This window comes from Haloferax sp. Atlit-4N (assembly GCF_003383025.1).
GTDB classification, from domain to species: domain Archaea; phylum Halobacteriota; class Halobacteria; order Halobacteriales; family Haloferacaceae; genus Haloferax; species Haloferax gibbonsii.
Window position 1 is genome coordinate 1277253 of record NZ_PSYY01000001.1, and the last position, 16644, is coordinate 1293896.

At 68.9% G+C, this 16644-nt stretch carries 18 protein-coding genes; 6 read left to right on the plus strand and 12 right to left on the minus strand.

The features are described 5' to 3' along the window. The first annotated feature begins 17 nt into the window (after positions 1 to 17). Positions 18 to 446, plus strand: coding sequence for an RNA-binding protein (locus tag C5C07_RS06680; RefSeq protein WP_004977322.1), 429 nt, complete (start codon positions 18 to 20; stop codon positions 444 to 446). Positions 447 to 479: 33 nt separating this feature from the next. On the opposite strand, the gene C5C07_RS06685 is transcribed toward C5C07_RS06680, so the two are convergent. Together C5C07_RS06685 and C5C07_RS06690 are read right to left on the minus strand one after the other, a co-directional pair. After that, positions 480 to 1043 (minus strand): thioredoxin family protein, encoded by a 564-nt coding sequence (locus tag C5C07_RS06685; protein ID WP_115804944.1) that lies wholly within the window; start codon positions 1041 to 1043, stop codon positions 480 to 482. 81 nt (positions 1044 to 1124) lie between these two features. Beyond that, complete coding sequence (locus tag C5C07_RS06690) at positions 1125 to 1550, minus strand: EamA family transporter (RefSeq protein WP_004977319.1); 426 nt, start codon at positions 1548 to 1550, stop codon at positions 1125 to 1127. Positions 1551 to 1747: 197 nt separating this feature from the next. Between C5C07_RS06690 and C5C07_RS06695 the strand changes: the two genes are divergently transcribed. Continuing rightward, complete coding sequence (locus C5C07_RS06695; RefSeq protein ID WP_004063678.1) at positions 1748 to 1945, plus strand: hypothetical protein; 198 nt, start codon at positions 1748 to 1750, stop codon at positions 1943 to 1945. Between the two features lie 37 nt (positions 1946 to 1982). Here the strand turns inward: C5C07_RS06695 and C5C07_RS06700 are convergent, their stop codons facing one another. Then, positions 1983 to 2429 carry an ester cyclase gene (locus C5C07_RS06700; RefSeq protein WP_004977317.1) on the minus strand — a complete coding sequence of 149 codons (447 nt, stop codon included), beginning with the start codon at positions 2427 to 2429 and terminating at the stop codon, positions 1983 to 1985. Between the two features lie 149 nt (positions 2430 to 2578). On the opposite strand from C5C07_RS06700, the gene C5C07_RS21630 reads away from it, so the two are divergent. Next, the gene (locus tag C5C07_RS21630) at positions 2579 to 2731 is read left to right on the plus strand and encodes a hypothetical protein (RefSeq protein ID WP_004977316.1); all 153 of its coding nucleotides are present in this window, start codon (positions 2579 to 2581) and stop codon (positions 2729 to 2731) included. A gap of 43 nt (positions 2732 to 2774) precedes the next feature. On the opposite strand, the gene C5C07_RS06705 is transcribed toward C5C07_RS21630, so the two are convergent. The 7 genes from C5C07_RS06705 to C5C07_RS06735 form a co-directional block, all read right to left on the minus strand. Beyond that, complete coding sequence (locus C5C07_RS06705; protein ID WP_050458960.1) at positions 2775 to 4013, minus strand: MFS transporter; 1239 nt, start codon at positions 4011 to 4013, stop codon at positions 2775 to 2777. Positions 4014 to 4079: 66 nt separating this feature from the next. Beyond that, positions 4080 to 4970: a DUF58 domain-containing protein gene (locus C5C07_RS06710; RefSeq protein ID WP_004977312.1), complete on the minus strand. Its 891-nt coding sequence runs from the start codon at positions 4968 to 4970 to the stop codon at positions 4080 to 4082. 7 nt (positions 4971 to 4977) lie between these two features. Next, entirely contained in the window at positions 4978 to 6000 is a 1023-nt protein-coding gene (locus C5C07_RS06715; protein WP_004977310.1) for a MoxR family ATPase, read from the minus strand. Further along, positions 5993 to 6829 carry a hypothetical protein gene (locus tag C5C07_RS06720; protein ID WP_004977307.1) on the minus strand — a complete coding sequence of 279 codons (837 nt, stop codon included), beginning with the start codon at positions 6827 to 6829 and terminating at the stop codon, positions 5993 to 5995. The genes C5C07_RS06715 and C5C07_RS06720 overlap by 8 nt, the downstream gene beginning before the upstream one ends. Before the next feature lie 124 nt (positions 6830 to 6953). Further along, the gene (locus C5C07_RS06725) at positions 6954 to 7577 is read right to left on the minus strand and encodes a chromosome partitioning protein (protein WP_115804769.1); all 624 of its coding nucleotides are present in this window, start codon (positions 7575 to 7577) and stop codon (positions 6954 to 6956) included. Then, on the minus strand, positions 7574 to 10015 hold the full coding sequence (locus C5C07_RS06730) for a VWA domain-containing protein (RefSeq protein ID WP_115804770.1): 2442 nt from the start codon (positions 10013 to 10015) through the stop codon (positions 7574 to 7576). Before C5C07_RS06730 ends, C5C07_RS06725 begins: the two co-directional genes overlap by 4 nt. Next, on the minus strand, positions 10015 to 11811 hold the full coding sequence (locus tag C5C07_RS06735; protein WP_115804771.1) for a BatA and WFA domain-containing protein: 1797 nt from the start codon (positions 11809 to 11811) through the stop codon (positions 10015 to 10017). Before C5C07_RS06735 ends, C5C07_RS06730 begins: the two co-directional genes overlap by 1 nt. 230 nt (positions 11812 to 12041) lie before the next feature. On the opposite strand from C5C07_RS06735, the gene nhaC reads away from it, so the two are divergent. Further along, complete coding sequence (gene nhaC / locus C5C07_RS06740) at positions 12042 to 13499, plus strand: Na+/H+ antiporter NhaC (RefSeq protein ID WP_004977300.1); 1458 nt, start codon at positions 12042 to 12044, stop codon at positions 13497 to 13499. Between the two features lie 42 nt (positions 13500 to 13541). Here the strand turns inward: nhaC and C5C07_RS06745 are convergent, their stop codons facing one another. Both C5C07_RS06745 and C5C07_RS06750 read right to left on the minus strand, forming a co-directional pair. After that, positions 13542 to 14117: a PH domain-containing protein gene (locus tag C5C07_RS06745; RefSeq protein ID WP_115804772.1), complete on the minus strand. Its 576-nt coding sequence runs from the start codon at positions 14115 to 14117 to the stop codon at positions 13542 to 13544. After that, positions 14114 to 14749 carry a PH domain-containing protein gene (locus tag C5C07_RS06750; RefSeq protein WP_115804945.1) on the minus strand — a complete coding sequence of 212 codons (636 nt, stop codon included), beginning with the start codon at positions 14747 to 14749 and terminating at the stop codon, positions 14114 to 14116. Before C5C07_RS06750 ends, C5C07_RS06745 begins: the two co-directional genes overlap by 4 nt. Positions 14750 to 14888: 139 nt before the next feature. On the opposite strand from C5C07_RS06750, the gene C5C07_RS06755 reads away from it, so the two are divergent. Both C5C07_RS06755 and C5C07_RS06760 read left to right on the plus strand, forming a co-directional pair. After that, positions 14889 to 15374, plus strand: coding sequence for an Lrp/AsnC family transcriptional regulator (locus tag C5C07_RS06755; RefSeq protein ID WP_004977292.1), 486 nt, complete (start codon positions 14889 to 14891; stop codon positions 15372 to 15374). Continuing rightward, entirely contained in the window at positions 15371 to 16522 is a 1152-nt protein-coding gene (locus C5C07_RS06760; RefSeq protein ID WP_115804773.1) for a pyridoxal phosphate-dependent aminotransferase, read from the plus strand. The genes C5C07_RS06755 and C5C07_RS06760 overlap by 4 nt, the downstream gene beginning before the upstream one ends. Positions 16523 to 16644 lie beyond the last annotated feature (122 nt).

Consider the following 16644-nt stretch of genomic DNA (forward strand, 5'->3'; position numbering starts at 1 on the left):
CGCCTCTTAGACCCACTATGCCACGCGTTCCGTTCCACTACATCGACCTCCGAACGTTCTGTTACGAGACGGAAGACGAAAAACGGGTCGAGGAGGCGCTGCGGACGTTCCTCCCCGACGAGTTCGACGTCGACCGCGTCGAGAGCACCGGCCACCACGGCGACCGCATCATCGTCTTCTCCGCGCGCGTCGAGCGCGCGAACGACGTGCGGCACGTCCTCGCCAAGATTCGCGACCTCCCCGACTTCGAGACGCTCCTCGACGAACTCGACCAGCGCGTCACGGACAACACGGAGTTCTTCCTGCGGCTGGACAAACAGGCCGCGTTCAAGGGCGAGGCCCGCCGCGGCGGCGGGCTCACGCTCCGCGCGAAAGTCGAGGCCTATCCGGCGAAGAAGGAGGCCGCGGTGGAGAACGCCCGGGAAGCCCTCCTCGGCGACGAGTAGGGCCGCGAGTCGGGCGAGCGCAGTCGCGCTATTTTACTGGTCTTTCCACTTGATGGAACAGCCCTGCGAGGGGGACTCCTCGACGGGGATGTCGTCGCCGGCGAGGAGCGCCTCGACGGCCGTGCGCATCTCGTAGTCGGTCACCTCGTCGTCGGGGCTCATCGCGTCGTCGATGCGGGAGTGGAACGCGAGTTCGAACCCGTCGCCGGTGTTCTCGAAGAGGAACGGGTCGGGCGTGCAGACCGCGCCGTACTCGGCGGCGACTGCCTGCGACTCGTCGCGGAGGTAGGCGGTGTACCCAATCGTGCCGTCCTCGACGAGTTCCTGCATCTTCTCGAAGGAGTCTTCGGGGCGGTCCTCGGCGTCGTTCGGGTTGATGCCGACGACCGCGAGGTCGTCGTAGGCGCTCGCGAGGTGGTTCAGTTCCTCGAACTTCGCCTTCGCGTACGGACAGTGGTTACAGGTGAAGACGACGAGGAGCGCGTCGTCGTCGGCGAACGACGAGAGGGAGTACGTCTCGCCGTCGGTGCCGGGGAGTTCGAAGTCGGGTGCGGCGTCGCCGCGTTCGAGTTCGGAGTCGGATTCCAGGAGTACCATGTCGGCGCGTTGGCCCGCGAGCATCAAAAGCGGTTGGCCCGCGGCAGTTCCGCGTCGCCTTCGGCGGCGGTGTGAGCCCGCTCAGTCGATGGAGACGAGGGCGATCGCGAGGACGGCGAAGCCGATACCGGCCGCCTTACGAACCGTCAGCGGCTCGCCGAGCGCGACGATGCCGACGACCGACGAGAGCGCGAGGAACATCCCGAAGATGGGGGCGACGATGGAGACGGGACCGAGCGCGAGCGCCCGGTAGTACGCGAGGATGCCGACCGCGAGGCAGACGCCAGCGCCGAGGACGTAGGGGAGCTTCGAACTCACGACCGAGTCCGTGACGCTCTGCCCGGAGACGACGATGACCCCGACGGTTCCCACGACGAGCACGCTGTTAGCGACCAGCGCGGCCACGTCGCTCGGAATCTTCCCCTGTCCCGTCGTCGCCACTTTCATCAGCGGCGCGACGAGGGAGTAGGCCCCGAGCGCGACGACCGCCCACGAGATGTAGTTCACGGATAGAACGGGGTCCCGAGTCGTGTATAGGGTTACGATTCGGCGTCGAAACCGCGCGAACGAGCCGGGATAACACGGGGACGGAATCGGAGTACTCGGTTTAGAATCAAGTACAAAATACGCCCCCAAGTAGACGAAGTAGACCATATACGGGCCACGTGCAAATTTTTATCAAGTATTATCGCATATTGGTGTGTATGTCCCAGGAAGTACAACCCTCGGTCATCGCGCACACGTGGGACGACCCGACTCGGTGTCCGTTCTGTCTCGACGAACTGGAGAGCGAAGGAGAGGGGTTCATGGACCACCTCGAAGAGAGCCCCATCTGTCAACAGGGGTTCGGCATGTGGCGCGACGCGGTCGCCGACGACGTTCGCGGCGAGTGGTCCGGATAGGCGGCCAAAAACGGTCGTTTTTCGCGACTCGGTCGGCTCACTCGGGAGCGACGCCGAGCTGCGACAGCATGGTCATGATGTCGGTGCTGTTCCACTCTTCGACGCACAGGCCGCCCTCGTAGCGTGCCTGCACCATACCCCACGTGTCCATCTTGCGGTGGGTCGCGGGGATGTCGCCGCGGGCGCTTCGGAGCGTCCCGTCGTGGGTGCCGGTCAGGTGATACCGGGCGTACACGCTGTCGTCCCGCGCCGCCACGTCGAACAGTTCCACGTGGAAGTCGGAGAAGGCGTCGTGGTACCGCCGGGCCCACTCCTCGACCGCGTCGGTCCCGATGATGCCGTCGGGGTCAGAGAAGGCGTGGACCTCGACCAGCGGGTCGTACTCCTCCCTGATGACCTCGTAGTCGCGTTTGTTCCACAGTTCGTCCGCCACGCGCAGGAACGACGCTCGGTGCTGTTGTTCTTTCTCGGATGTTGCTGCCATTTCCACCACCGTTCGGAGAGACGCGAGGCGACCGCTTAGTTATGAATTGTTGTCATCATGAACGTGGCCGGAGAAGGGAATCGGGATTCGGGCTCCCGCGACCGCGAAGTGTCAATGGAACTATCACTGCGGAGACGGAATCGTGGGGCATGTCCGCTGCTGTCTCGCCGATTGCGGTGTTCGTTCCGGCGCTCGTCTTCGGCGGCGCAGGGTTCGCGTTTCTGGGGCCGTTCGGTGCCGGGTTCGGCGCGGCCGTCGGCATCGCGCTCGGGGTGCTCGTGGGTCGAGGAGACGAGTACTGAGCGCGAACCACCGGAGTAACCGCCGCGAGCGAACGCGCCGTCGTCAGTCGCTCGGGGTCGCCTGCGGCCGCCGCGCCGACCCGTCGACCCGGCCGAGGAGCCACCGGGTCAACCCGAACGAGAGCAGGCCGAGGACCGCCACGACGCCGAAGGTGACGCGCACGCCGGCGAGGTCGATGAGCGCCCCGAACGCCGGTGGCGCGACGGCCCCGCCGAGCGAGATGCCGATGGTGACGACGGCGAAGTTCTTGCCGAGGTCGGCGCGCTCCGAGAGGCGGTCCGCGAGGGTCGACCGCGCCGGCCGGGAGACGCTGATGGTCCCGCTGAAGGGGAGAATCAACACGACGAGCGCGAGCGGGAGCGACCCGCTCGCCAGGAGCGCCGCCAGTCCGGCGAGCGCGGCGTAGCCGCCGAGGGCGACGTTGCCGGGGCCGACGCGGTCGGTGAGCGCGCCGCCGACGAGAATCGTCCCCGCGCCGACGACGAGCATCCCCGAGACGAGGAGGTTCGCCGCCCCCGGCGCGAGGTCGTAGCCGGCGGTGAGCAGTTGCGGCGAGTACGTCCGGATGCACCACGCGGCCGCCGAGGTGAGAAACGAGAGGAGCGCGAGGCCCATCAGCCCCGCCGACGAGAGGAGTGCCGACGCGCCCCGCCGAACGCCCGCGAGCGTGGGGCGAGACGACGGGCGGTCCTCCGCCGCCGGCTTCTTGATTCGCTCGGGGAAGCCGCGGGCGACCGGGAGCGCGACGAGCGCGAACGCCGCGCCGAAGACGGCGATGGCCGCGACGGTCCAGCGCCAGCCGAACCCGAGCGCGCCGACGCCGGCGGCGATGGCGTACGAGACGGCGAAGCCGAGCGACCCGCCGAGGGCGTGCAGCGAGTACGCCCGCCCGCGGTTCGTCTCCGAGGAGGCGGTCGCCAAAAGCGGGTAGTGCGCGGGGTGGTGGCCCGCGATGCCGACGCCGAGGAGCGCCTGCGAGGCGAGGAGCCACGGGTACGAGGGCGCGAGCGCGGTCGCGGCGATTCCCACCGCGCCGACGACGAGCGAGACCGCGAGGACGAGCGTCCGACTCCGCGCGTCCGAGAGGTAGCCGAAGGGGAGTTGCAGGAGCGTCACGACCCCGCCCTGAACGCCGATGGCGAGGCCGACGGCGGCGATACTCACGCCGAAGTCGTCGGCGACGAGGCCGATGACGGGCGCGAGCGCGACGAGGTAGGCGTGGTTGACGACGTGCGAGCCCGCGACGAGGCCGACCACGCGGCGCTCCTGTGTCTCCGTCACACCGGCCAATGGGGGGTGATTCGTGAAAAGCCCGCGGTCCGCGGCGATGTTGGTCCCGGGGTCGGATTAGCCGCGGCCGCGACGTTCCCCGCCGAGGCGCGCGCCGAGCCAGAGGTCGGCGAACGTGTCGAAGAAGTCCGCGCCGGTGTCGACGAGTTCGCGCTCGATGCCGAGCGCCTGACACCGCTCGTCCACCGCCGCGAGATGCGATTGGAGTCGGTCCGTGTACTGCCGCGCCGCCGACCCGCCGAAGTAGGTCCGGCGGGTCGCCTCGGACTCGGGGTCCTCGAAGATGGCGTCGCCCGTCGCCTCCGGGCCGAGTTCCTCGGGGGTGAGCACCTGCGCGACGAGCACGTCGTTCCGCGCGAGCGCGGCGAGGCCGGAAGCGACGTCGTCGGGGTCGAAAAGCAGGTCGCTCACGACCACCACGAGCGACCGCGAGCGGATGGTCTCGGCGTAGGTCGAGAGCGCGGCCGTGATGTCGCCGTCGCCGCCGGGCGTCGTCTCGTTGAGGCGCTCGACGAGCCGGAGCACTTCGCCGCGGCTCGACGCGTCGGTGTCGATGCGGTCGGGCAGGTCGCCGAGGAGCGAAAAGCGGAAGTCGTTGTTCTCCTCGGCCGTGAGGTGGCAAAAGCCGAGGCCGAGCTTCGCGCCGTACTCGAACTTGTTCGCGTCGCCCTCGCCGAAGTCCATCGAGGCCGAGGCGTCGAGGAGGACGTGGACCGTCAGGTTCCGCTCGGCCTCGAACCGCTTGATGAACAGCTCCTCGGTCCGGGCGTACACCTTCCAGTCGATGAGCCGCGGGTCGTCGCCGGCGGCGTACCGCCGGTGGTCGCTGAAGGTGAGCCCCTCGCCCACGTCCGGCGACTCCTGGTCGCCCTGCCGTCGGGCGTTCGAGACGCGCTTCAGCGAGGTGTCGAAGCGGTCGAGTTCGTCGAGGAAACCGGGGTCTATCATCGGTTCGTCACTCGTTCAACAGCCGCGCAATCACGTCGTCGGGGTCGAGCCCCTCGCGCTCCGCCCGGAAGTCGAGGATGATGCGGTGTCTGATGACCGGCGGGGCCATCTCGACCACGTCCTCCCACGAGACGTGGGTGCGCCCGTGGACGAACGCCCGCGCCTTCGCGGCGAGGACGAGCGCCATGCTCGCGCGGGGGCTCGCGCCGAACTCGACCTGCTCGTCTTCGCGGGTCTTGCGGACCAGTTCGATGGTCCGGTCGCGGATGTCGTCGGAGATGGGGACCTGCCGCACGAGCCGTTGGGCCGCGAGCAGGTGGGTCCGCGGCAGGACGCGCTCGACTTCGGGCGACGCGCCGCCCTCGGCGTACTGCTTGACGATGGACCGCTCCTCGTCGAACTCGGGGTAGTCGACGAGAATCTTCATCAGGAAGCGGTCGGTCTGCGCCTCGGGGAGCGGGTAGGTGCCGCCCTGGTCGATGGGGTTCTGCGTCGCGAGGACGAAGAAGGGGTCCGGAAGCTCGTAGGTCTCGCCCGCGGCGGTCACCTGCTTTTCCTGCATGGCTTCGAGGAGCGCGGCCTGCGTCTTCGGCGTCGCCCGGTTTATCTCGTCGGCGAGGACGACGTTGGCGAAGATTGGCCCGCGCTCGAACACGAAGTCCCGACCGTCCGGCGTCTCGCGGATGATCTCGGTGCCCGTGATGTCCGAGGGCATCAGGTCGGGCGTGTTCTGCACCCGCGAGAACTGCAGGTCCGTCGCGTCCGAGAGGGCGCGCACGAGCGTCGTCTTCCCCAGTCCGGGGTTCGATTCGAGCAGCGCGTTGCCGTCGCAGAGGACGCAGACGAGGAGTCGCTCGACCACGTCGTGCTGGCCGATGATGCGCTTTCCGACCTCGTCTTTGACCGCCGCGACGCTCGCCTGGAGGTCCTCGATGCTGAGGTCAAGGTCGTCGTCTGTCTCGACCGCGATATCGCCTTCGGCCGCGGTCTGCTGTCCGTCGTCTCCGAGCCAGTCTCGTTTGTCACTCATCGTCGTTCTCTCGTATCTTCAGGGTGTAGTCGCGAATCAGGTCGGCCTCTTCGAGCGTGTCGTCGGCGAGGTAGCCGGCGCGCTGGCTCTCGACGGCGCTGTCGCCGCCGTAGCCGGTCGAGTCGTAGGCCGCGGCCGACGACTCCGGTCCGTCGCCGCTCCCGCCGGTCCCGGCGACGGTGGCGTTCAACTGCTCCGAGCCGGCGTCCACGTCCTCGGGGTCGCCGAGAATCGAGCTCCCGTTCTGGAGCCCCGTCTCCTCGTCGGGTTGGTCGAGGCCCTCGCCCGCCGGCCCGCCGTCGCCGGCGAGTCCCTCGAACTGGATGTCCGAGACGGCCACCTGGATGCTCCCCGCCGAGAGGAGCAAGGCGACGAGCAGCGCGCCGACGATGCGGCGGGTCGGCAGGAGCTCAACCGACGACGACTCCCGCAGGCGGGACAGCACGTCGTCGTAGAGCGCGACCGACATGCGCGAGTCGCGGTTCGGGTTCCCCTCGTCGGCGACGAGGTCGCGGGCGGTCCGAAGCGCCTCGGCGACCGAGGGGTTCACCGCCTCGAACTGCTCGACCGGCGGTACCCGCATCAGGATGAGGTACTCCGCGACGCCGACGAGGAGGCCCACCGCGAGGGCGATCGGGACGGCGACGTGGACCGAGACGGCCGGGTCGACCCGCGGGAGGAAGCCGAGCGACACCGACGACTGGACGGGTAACTCGACGACCCGGAACGCGATGTTCGCCAACAGCGTCGCGACCGCGGCGTCGACGACGCTGGAGACGACGGCGGCCTTCACCGCCTCGCGGCGGACCTCGCTGACGGCGTCGGCCATCGCCTCGCGGCGGGTCGCTCCCGATTCCGAGGCGGCGGCCGTGTCTGGTGCGTCGGACGCGTCGGGTGCGTCGGAAGCATCAGGAACGTCGCTGCCGTCGGTGCCCGGTTCGGGCGGGGGTGATTCAGACACCGCTGCACACCGCCGGTTCGTTGCCGTCTTCGAACTCGGAACAGGCCCGCCGGAGGTCGGATTCGAGGTCGTCGACCCGGTCTTCGAGGTCGTCGATGTCGGACTGGAGCGTCTCTATCTGGGCCTCCAGTTCGGCGTTCGTCTCCTCCAGTTCCTCGTTATCCGTTTCGAGGCCGTCTATCTGGTTTTCGAGCCGGTTGCGCTGTTCTTCGAGTTCGTCGAGCGTCGCCGTGAGTTCGCTGATACGGTTGCGGGCGTCTCGGAGATTGCTTTCGGTCTCTTGGAGTTCGCTCCGCGTCGACGACAGCTCGCTTTGGGTCGATTCGAGCTGCGACTCCGTGTCTTCGAGGTTGTTCGCGACCTGCGAGACGTCGCCGCGGGTGCGTTCGAGGCTGCTGTTCAGCTCCTGGAGCTCCGCCTGCGTCGCCGACAGATTCTGTCGGGTTTGCGAAAGGTCCTGTTCCAGCGCCTCGTTTCGCTCGCGCAGTTGCTCGTTTTGCTGGTCGAGCGAATCCACCGAGTACTGGTAGAACATCGTCGCGCCGACGGTTCCGGCGGTGAGGAGGACGACGACGAGGACGAGACCGAGGTTCAGGGACCGACCCAGGGAACTCATATCAGACCACCTTCACTTTGCGTTCGACCCCGATACACTTGAAGACGCCGGACGAGCACCTCGGCGAGGTAGAGGAGGAACGCGGCGGCGACGAACGCGGCCGCCCAGTCGTCGCGGACGGGTTGGACGCCGGCGGCGTTGTCGCGGGCGGAGGCGGCGATTTCGGCCGCGTCCTCGGAGTCGTACATCGTCCCGCCGCTGTCGGAGACGGCGGCTTCGAGCGCGGCCGACCGACCGAACCCGGCGTACTCGGCGGGGTAGTTCACCGCGAAGGCCGTGTCGAGCACGTTCCGGTAGCCCGTCTCCGTGGGGACGACCGTCGCCTCGTAGACGCCGGAATCGACCGCCGAGAAGGACAGCCCCTCGACGCCCCGCGGGCGCTCGCCGCCGCGGTAGACGACGGTCGTCGGCTGGTCGACGCGGGTGTCCGCCACCTCGGCGACACCGGTCGCCTTCCGCTCCGGGTCGCCGATGACGTAGTTCGTGGACTTCGTGAGCAGGAGCGAGTCGGGGCTCCGGAGCAGGCCGTCGAGCGTGCCGTCGCCCGCGTACGTGGTGATGGTGGCGACGCGGCCGAGGCCGTAGCGCCACGAGGCGACTGCGGGGGTCCCGTCGTCGGCCGCGACGAGGAAGTTCGCGCCGCTCCTGACCGACACGTCGTTGACGCTGCCGGGGTTCGCGGTCAGTTCGACGCCGGCGGTGACGAAGTCGTTCTGGTCGACGACCGTGAGGCCGTCGCCGGCGTACTGGCGGTTCGACCCGCCGAAGAGGATGCGGAGTCGGTCGGTCTCGTCGGCCCTGAGGTAGTTCCCGCCGGACGCCCGCGCGATGGTCCGGAGGGTCTGTTCGTTCGGGCTCGGCCCGGTCCCGATGGTGATGACGCGGACCCCGTTGCGGCCGAGTTGGTCCGCGACCCTCGCGGCGTCCTGGAACCGGTCGTGTCCGTCGCTGATGAGGATAATCGTCCCGCGCCTGTCGCCGAGTTGCTGGGCCGCGCCCTCGAGGCCGACGGAGATGTCGGTCGCGCCGCCGGACTGGAGCCGGCGGATGAGGTCGGCTGTCGACTCGCGGTTCGGCCCGAGCGGGCGGAGCGGCGAGACCTCGTAGGCGCGGTAGTTGAAGCCGACGATGCCGACCTGGTTCTCGTCGCCGAGCTGGTCGAGCGCGTCGAGCGCGACCGACTTCTGGACGCGCATGCCGCTTTCCGCGCTGCCGGACACGTCGATGGCGAAGACGAGGTTCGTCTGCTGGGACGTGCCCTCGCCGGTCGTGACCGGGAGCATCGACGCGAGGCTCGACCCGTCGTAGCCGCCGTTTTCGAACGAGTTGCGCCCGCCGACGGTCAGGAGACCGCCGCCGTCGATGACGAACCGCTGGAGCGATTCTGTGTTGCCAACGTCCTCGGCCCGGATGTCCTGCAAGACGACGGCGTGGTACGCCGAGAGGTCGGCGGGGACGGCCTCGGCGGTCTCCACGTCGTACAGCTCCGAGAGGTAGTCGCGGAACGGGTAGTCCCCACGGGAGACGTACAGCACCCGCGGCGGCTCGACCACGCGGACGGTCTTGCGGAACACGTCGTTCGTCTGGAAGCGGTCGTCGCTCTCGATGCGGGCGGTGACGCGGTGGGTGCCGGTGGTCTCGAACGTCTGGGAGAACTCGACGCCGCCGGTCGTGTTGACCACCTCGCGGGCGACTTCCTCGCCGTCGACATCCACGACGAGTTCGACGGTCGCGCCCTCGGCGTCCTCGGGAACGACCCCGTCGACCTGCGCGAGGAACGCGTTCTCGACGCCGACGCTGGTCTTCGACGGGCCGCTGACGGTGACGTAGTGTTCGGCCTGGGTCGGTTCGAGCGCGACCGCGCTCACGGTCGCGTTGAGGTCGCGGGCGAGCGTCGTCGCGGACGCGAGGCTCCGCCCCGAAGTGACCCGCCCGTCCGAGACGAGGACGACCGTCCCGTCCGGTCTGAGGTTGGCCGCGACGGCGTCGCCGATGGGCGACTCCTCGCCGCGGGCGACCGTCGAGGTCGTGACGGGGACGCCCTCGGCCTCGATGTCCGCCGCGAGCTGCGACGCCACGTCCTCGGTGACGGCCGCGCTGTCGGAGTCGTCGACGAGGAGCGTCACCTGCGGGTCGCCGTCGGTCATCCGCGTCGTGACGGTGTACGGGCCCGCGGCCGCGACGACCAAGCACAGGACGACGAGGAATCGGGACGCGAACAGGAGTCGCCGGGAGCGCCCGCCGGCGGTCCCGTCCGCCCCGCGGAAGATGAGTGCCCACGCGAGGAGCGCGGCCACCGGGAGCGCGACGAGGAACAGCGGGCGCTGCACGCCGATTGTCCGACCGGCGGCCTCGACGGTCCACGCGAGGGGAGTCAGCGGGGAGCCGGAGGCGACAGAGCCGAGCGCGGTCAGTGCGACCGATCCGAGCGCCGCCATCAGAGGTCACCCCGCCGGCGCAGGTAGGCCAACTCGACCATCGTCGCCGCGAGCGCGACCAGCGCGGCCCACTTGGTCAGCGGGTCCGGAACCTCGCGCTCTTCGACCCGCGTCGGGTAGTCCGAGGGGGCCGACTCGCCGTCGAGCGGCGCGGCGACCACGTCGGACTCGGCCTCGCTGAGGAGCGACGCCGCGAACCGCTCGTCGCCGACGCGGTAGAAGCCGGCGTCGGCGAGGCGGACCTCGGGGCCGGTCGCCTCGCCCGCGGGCGTCTCGACGGTCTGGTTCGCGCCCGCCGCGAGCGACCCGCCGGTCGCCCGGTTCAGCTCGGAGAGCGTCGAGCGCCCGGCGAGGTAGAACACCGAGCGCTTCCAGAACACGGGGTACTGGTAGTTGTACTTGAACGCCGAGCTGTCCTCCATGAAGCCGTAGTAGAGGACGCGGCCGACCCCGCGGCGCTCGACGGCGACGAGCGAGGTGCCGCCGGTCGTGGTCACGAGCGACTGACCCGACCGGAGGTCACCGGCAACGTACTCGGTCGGCGGCGGGAAGGTGATGTCGCGGGTTATCTGGTGGCTCTCGACGGTCCCGATGGTCGGGTTCGTCTCGATGCTCGCCTGCGAGACGAGCTGCAGGTCGCCGTAGTTCGGCGACTCCTCCTGTGCCTGAATCGCCACGCCGCCGCCGTCGGCGACGACCTCGCGGCCGGCCTCGACGTTGCCCGAGAGCAGGCGACCGGGGTTGACGTTGCTGTAGATGACCACGTCGTAGTTCGTCGAGACGGCCGTCGGCGGGTTGTCAACGGTCAGCGACACCTCGGGGATGACCGACAGCGCGGCCGTCAGGTAGCGGTTCTCGTCGTTCGTGAGGACGAGCACGTCCACCGAGGCGTCCTCGGGTGCCGCGACGTACAGCGCGTCGTCAGTCGGGAAGGCGTCGCCCGGCGAGAGTTCGGCGCGCCCGCCGCCCGCGGGGACCGGAAGCGTCGCAGTCGCCACGTCGCCGGGGTCCATCCGGACCTCCCGCGTGACGCCGGCGAGAGAGAGCGTCCGAGTCGTCGCCGAGTCGCCGTAGTTCTTCACCGTCACGGTGACGTTCGTGCCCGAGAAGCGCCGGTCGACGATACCGACGTTGCCCTGTCCGCCGCCCGCGAACTGCCGGAGTTCGACCACGAGGCCGCGGGCGCGGGCCTCGCGGACCGCGTCGCTCCACGGCGAGTCGTCGGCGAAGTCGCTCAGGACGACGACGCGGGCGTCCTCGCCGGCGATGGAGGCGGCGGCGGTAATCGCGGAGCGGAGGTCGCCGGGTGCCGCGCTCGCGCGCAGGCCGTCGAGGGCGGCGCGGGCGTCGGTCGCGCTCCCTCGGCGGAGCACCACGTTCGCGTTCGACCCCGCCGCGACGACCGAGGTCGTGCCGGAGACCTCGTCTCGCGCCGCGGCGAGAGCGCTGTCGAATCGGGTCCCTCCGCCGTCCCGGACGCCCATGCTCGCGCTCGTGTCCACGACGAGGACGGTCTCTTGGACCGTCTCCGACTCGGGAACCATCACGTACGGCGTCGCCAGCGAGCCGACGAGCGCGACGAGCGCGAGCAGTTGGATGAGGAGGAGCAGGCTCCGGAGCAGGCGGTCGAAGATGGGGTTCGACGCGTTTCGTCCCGCCGAGTCCGCGAGGAACCGGAAGGTCGGGAGGGTGCGCCGGACCGGCTCCGGCCGCAGCAGATAGAGGATGACGAGGGGGACCGCCCCCAAGAGGGCGACCAACCCGAGGGGAAACAAGAAGAACTCGTCGAGGGCCATGCCCGACCCGTGGCGCGCCTCCGGTATGTCTGTTTCCCTATTTGTTGACACGTTCCGAAATATCGACCTATCGGAATACGTGAATGTTCGGAGCGACCGCCCGCGGCGACTCACCCGTAGGATTACTGTCGGGAATTATATTGTCAAGCGAAAGTACGTCATTGCATAACAATGCACTCAAAGCATAACACGACACAATTTTATGCTCTAAAGTTATTTGTCGAGCTACGATGGGAACTGATAGGTACACACCGCGGTCGTACGACGACATCGCCCCGGAGCAGCGCCCGACGCTCAAACAGGCGCTCGTTCCGGTGCTCGGACTCGTCGCCTTCCTCGGTCTCGGGTCGGCGTGGCTGGGACTCGACCCGCACATCCCGCTCATCTGGAGTATCGCGCTGGTCGGTCTCCTCGGTCGTTTCGTCTGGGGCTACACCTGGGAGGACCTCTACGAGGGCATCGAACGCAGCCTGGCGATGGGGCTACAGGCGATTCTCATCCTGTTTGTCATCTACGGCGTCGTCTCGACGTGGGTCGCCGCGGGGACGATTCCGGCGCTGATGTACTACGGTCTCGACCTGCTGTCGCCGCAGGTGTTCCTGCCCGCGACGGCGCTCCTCGTCGGCATCGCCACCTTCGCCATCGGCTCGTCGTGGACCGCGGTCGGCACGCTCGGCGTCGCCTTCATCGGCATCGGCTCCGGCCTCGGCGTCCCCGAGCCCATGACGGCCGGCGCGATTCTCTCCGGCGCGTACGCGGGCGACAAGCAGTCGCCGCTTTCGGACACGACGAACCTCGCAGCCGCCGTCACGAACACCGACCTCTACGACCACATCCGCGCGATGCGAAGCGGGACGGCCGTCGCGTTCGGCCTCTCGCTCGTCGGCTTCGTCCTCCTCAGCCTCGGCATCACCGGCGCGATTCCGGCCGGCCAAATCGCCGAGATTCAGACCGCCCTCGCCTCCTCGTACGACATCACGCTCCTCGCGTTCCTGCCGCTCGCGGTCACGTTCGGCCTCGCCGCGGCGGGCTACCCCGCGCTGACGGTCCTCCTGGCGGGCGCGTTCGCCGGCGCGTTCACGAGCATCCTCGTGCAGGGCGCGTCGTTCGTCACGGCGTGGCAGACGTTCATGAGCGGCACCGGCCCCGAAACCGGCTCCGAACTCGTCAACAGCCTGCTCGCCTCCGGCGGCGTCTCCGGCTCCGCGTGGACTATCGCTGTCGTCGTCGCGGCGCTGACGCTCGGCGGCCTGCTCGAACAGACCGGCGTGCTCGCCGTCCTCGCCCACCGCCTCCAGCGCGGTATTCGGAGCCCGCGCCTGCTCGTCGCCTCCACCGGTCTCTCGGCGATACTGACCAACGCGCTCACCGCCCAGCAGTACATGAGTATCGTCGTCCCCGGCATGACGCTCCGCGACACCTACGACGAGTTCGGCCTCGACAGTTCGGACCTCTCGCAGGCCATCGAGTCCGCCGGGACGCCGACCGGCGCGCTCCTCCCGTGGCACGCCGGCGGCGCGTACATGGCCGGTGTCTTGGGTGTGGCGACGTTCGACTACATGTGGTACTACTTCTTCGGCTACCTCTCGCCGCTCGTGCTGTTCGCCTTCGTCCTCGCGGGCGTCGGCTTCTCGGGGAACAGCACGGCACAGCCCGGTCCCGCCGCTCCGGCGGCGGACGACGACTGACGCGAACCCGCGCCGCGAACCGAACCGAAAACTCCCGTTTTTCTACCGCTCTAAGGCCGCCCTGAGCGCCCGCACCTCGTCGCGGACGGCGACCCACTGTTCGACCGTCCCGGGGAGTTCGTCGCCATCGCGGTCGTCGCGTCCCTCGATTCGGTCGCGGACGGCACCGGGGTCGTCAACGTCCTCGAAGCGGATTGCGCCGCCGCCCGCGGCCTCGACCGAGACGGTCCCGTAGCCGAACAGCGACCCGGTAACGCCCTGCGAGAGCGCGCTGTTCTGGACGCGGTCGAGGGAAACGCGCTGGACCGTCCGAGAGAGAACGCCCGACTTCCGGTAGAGCGCCCTGTCGGTGACGACGAAGCGCGTGTTAGTGACGCGGAGGTACGACCACGCCGGCAGGAGGAGGCCGACGAGAGCCGCGAGCGCGAGCGCCGGCGCGTCGTTCACGACGGCCACGGCGACGGCCGCGACGGCGATTGCGCCCCCGACGACCGCGGCGGGGATGACGGTCTGTATCCGCGGGCGACCCGCCCAGCGGACGGTCTCGTCGTCGCCGCGGGCCAGCCAGTCGTCGATGGCCGCGGCGGTCTCCGAGTCGGTCGCTGAGTCGGTCGTCATCGCTCGTCGGTCGTCGCGTCGAACTCGAAGTCGCTCGGTTCGAGCGCGTCGGCCGACGCGTCGGCGTCGGAGTCGGAGTCGGTTCCGCCCTCGTCGGGACCGTCGTCGCCCGCGGCGGCGCCCTCATCGCCTTCGACGGCCCGCCGAATCGCGCGGAGTTCGGTCAGGATGTCGTCGAGGACGGCGGCCTTCCCCTCCGCGTCGGTCTCCGGCCCCGCGCGGCGCTTGATTCGCTCGTTGATGAGCGACTGGAGCGACTGCGGTTCGGCGACGTTCTGGAAGCTCATCTCGATGCTGCTCCCACCGGCGGTGCTGATGTTGACGGAGCCGTAGCCGAACTGCGCGCCGAGGAACGTCTGGCTGTAGGAGGTGTCTTGGACCTTGTCGAACTCGATGCGCTGGACGCTCCGAGAGAGGACGCCCGACTTCCGGTAGAGCGCGTCGGACGTGACGACGTAGTTCGTGTTCTTGTGCGAGAGGTACGACCCGACGAGAAGCGGGATGCCCACGAGGACGAGCGAGAGCGGGACGCCGACGATGAAGGAGGGCACGAGGCTGTAGGGATGCGGGGTGTCGGCCCAGAGTACCTCTTCGTCGTCGTCGAGGGTGAGCCAATCGAACTCGGCGTTCATGGCGGACACGTTTCCGCCGGCGGCGGAATAGTGTTCCGCCGGACAGGTCGGCGACGACGCCCGTCGCATGACACTGAGTGACACGACAATTCCGCCCGGTTGGGCAAACCATTTTACGGATGCCTGCAACGGACTGTCCATGGACAAGCAGTCACTGCTCGACTTGCTGCGTCACGACGCTCGCGAGAGCGTAGATGACATCGCCCGCCAGCTGGGCGCAGACGCCGAAGCAGTGGCAGCAGCGCTCGAGGAACTCGAAGAAGACGGGGTCATCCGCGGCTACCAGGCGGTCGTCGACTGGAACAACGTCGACGAGGAACACGTCCGGGCGCAGGTCGAAGTCGACGTCGAACTCGACCGCGAGACGGGCTACGAGGAGATCGCCCGCCGCATCGCGCGGTTCCCCGAAGTCGCCACGCTGCGACTCGTCTCCGGCGACTACGACTTCTTCATCGAGGTCGAGGGCGCGTCGATGCACGCCGTCTCGAACTTCGTCTCCGAGCGCATCGCCCCCATCCCCGAGGTCACGAAGACGGTCACGCACTTCGTGATGGACTCCTACAAGGAGGAGGGCATCGAACTCGGCGACGGCGACGACGACGACCGGCTCTCAGTGTCGCCATGACGCTCGGCGACCAGCTTTCGGACCGCGTCAAACAGGTGCCGCCGTCGGGGATTCGGAAGTTCTTCGAACTCGCCGAGGAGGTCGACGACGTCATCTCCCTCGGCGTCGGCGAACCCGACTTCTCCGCGCCGTGGGCCGCCCGGACCGCCGCCATCGACTCGCTCGAACGCGGCAAGACCTCCTACACGTCGAACCGCGGGATGCGCGAACTCCGCGAGGCCATCTCGGAGCGCGTCACCCGCTACGGCCAGGAGTACGACCCCGAAGACGAGATTATCGTCACGACGGGCGCGAGCGAGGCGGTCGACCTCGCGTTCCGGGCGTTCGTCGACCCCGGCGACGTGGTGGCGATTCCCCAGCCGTCGTACATCTCGTACACGCCGGGAGCCATCTTCGCCGGCGGCGAACCGCTGCCGGTGCCGACCCGCGCCGAAGACGAGTTCACGCTCACTCCCGAGGCGCTCGAAGCCGCCGGGGCCGACGAGGCCGACGTGCTGGTGCTCTGCTACCCGAACAACCCGACCGGCGCGGTGATGTCCGACGACGAACTCGCCGACGTGGCCTCGTTCGTCAGGGACCACGACCTCGTCGTGCTCTCCGACGAAATCTACTCGGACCTCCGGTACGAGGACGACCACGCCTCCATCGCCACCCACCCCGGCATGCGCGAGCGGACCATCGTGTTCAACGGCTTCTCGAAGGCCTACGCGATGACGGGGCTGCGACTCGGCTACGCCATGGGGCCTGCCGGAGCCATCGACGCGATGAACAAGGTCCACCAGTACGCGATGCTTTCGGCGCCCACGACGGCGCAGTACGCGGCGCTCGAAGCGCTGCGGTCGTGCGACGACTCCGTCGACGAGATGCGCCGCGAGTACGACCGCCGCCGTCGGTTCGTCCTCGCCCGCTTCGAGGAGATGGGACTCGACTGCTTCGAGGCGAAAGGCGCGTTCTACGTCTTCCCCGAGGCCCCCGACGGCGACGACGAGGCGTTCGCCGAGGGCCTCCTCGAAGAGCAGAACGTCGCGCTCGTCCCGGGGAGCGTCTTCGGCGAGGGCGGCGAGGGTCACCTTCGCGTCTCTTATGCGACGGGGATGCGCGAACTCCGCGAGGCGATGAACCGTATCGAGGCGTACGTCAGCGACTGAGACGACCCCATCTGTCCACCCCGCCCGTCGGCTCCACCCGTCCGCCCCGACCTGCCGGCAACTCCGTTTTTTGACCGACCGAGCGGCGCACCGTGGTGTGCGAAGGATTCACACATTTGGGG

What these genes read in the sequence shown, in the direction of transcription:
- C5C07_RS06680 (WP_004977322.1), top strand. Translation starts at nt 18, where the DNA reads ATGCCACGCGTTCCGTTCCACTACATCGACCTCCGAACGTTCTGTTAC.
- C5C07_RS06685 (WP_115804944.1), bottom strand. Translation starts at nt 1,043, where the DNA reads ATGGTACTCCTGGAATCCGACTCCGAACTCGAACGCGGCGACGCCGCA.
- C5C07_RS06695 (WP_004063678.1), top strand. Translation starts at nt 1,748, where the DNA reads ATGTCCCAGGAAGTACAACCCTCGGTCATCGCGCACACGTGGGACGAC.
- C5C07_RS06700 (WP_004977317.1), bottom strand. Translation starts at nt 2,429, where the DNA reads ATGGCAGCAACATCCGAGAAAGAACAACAGCACCGAGCGTCGTTCCTG.
- C5C07_RS21630 (WP_004977316.1), top strand. Translation starts at nt 2,579, where the DNA reads ATGTCCGCTGCTGTCTCGCCGATTGCGGTGTTCGTTCCGGCGCTCGTC.
- C5C07_RS06710 (WP_004977312.1), bottom strand. Translation starts at nt 4,970, where the DNA reads ATGATAGACCCCGGTTTCCTCGACGAACTCGACCGCTTCGACACCTCG.
- C5C07_RS06715 (WP_004977310.1), bottom strand. Translation starts at nt 6,000, where the DNA reads ATGAGTGACAAACGAGACTGGCTCGGAGACGACGGACAGCAGACCGCG.
- C5C07_RS06720 (WP_004977307.1), bottom strand. Translation starts at nt 6,829, where the DNA reads ATGGCCGACGCCGTCAGCGAGGTCCGCCGCGAGGCGGTGAAGGCCGCC.
- C5C07_RS06725 (WP_115804769.1), bottom strand. Translation starts at nt 7,577, where the DNA reads ATGAGTTCCCTGGGTCGGTCCCTGAACCTCGGTCTCGTCCTCGTCGTC.
- C5C07_RS06730 (WP_115804770.1), bottom strand. Translation starts at nt 10,015, where the DNA reads ATGGCGGCGCTCGGATCGGTCGCACTGACCGCGCTCGGCTCTGTCGCC.
- C5C07_RS06735 (WP_115804771.1), bottom strand. Translation starts at nt 11,811, where the DNA reads ATGGCCCTCGACGAGTTCTTCTTGTTTCCCCTCGGGTTGGTCGCCCTC.
- nhaC (WP_004977300.1), top strand. Translation starts at nt 12,042, where the DNA reads ATGGGAACTGATAGGTACACACCGCGGTCGTACGACGACATCGCCCCG.
- C5C07_RS06745 (WP_115804772.1), bottom strand. Translation starts at nt 14,117, where the DNA reads ATGACGACCGACTCAGCGACCGACTCGGAGACCGCCGCGGCCATCGAC.
- C5C07_RS06750 (WP_115804945.1), bottom strand. Translation starts at nt 14,749, where the DNA reads ATGAACGCCGAGTTCGATTGGCTCACCCTCGACGACGACGAAGAGGTA.
- C5C07_RS06755 (WP_004977292.1), top strand. Translation starts at nt 14,889, where the DNA reads ATGGACAAGCAGTCACTGCTCGACTTGCTGCGTCACGACGCTCGCGAG.
- C5C07_RS06760 (WP_115804773.1), top strand. Translation starts at nt 15,371, where the DNA reads ATGACGCTCGGCGACCAGCTTTCGGACCGCGTCAAACAGGTGCCGCCG.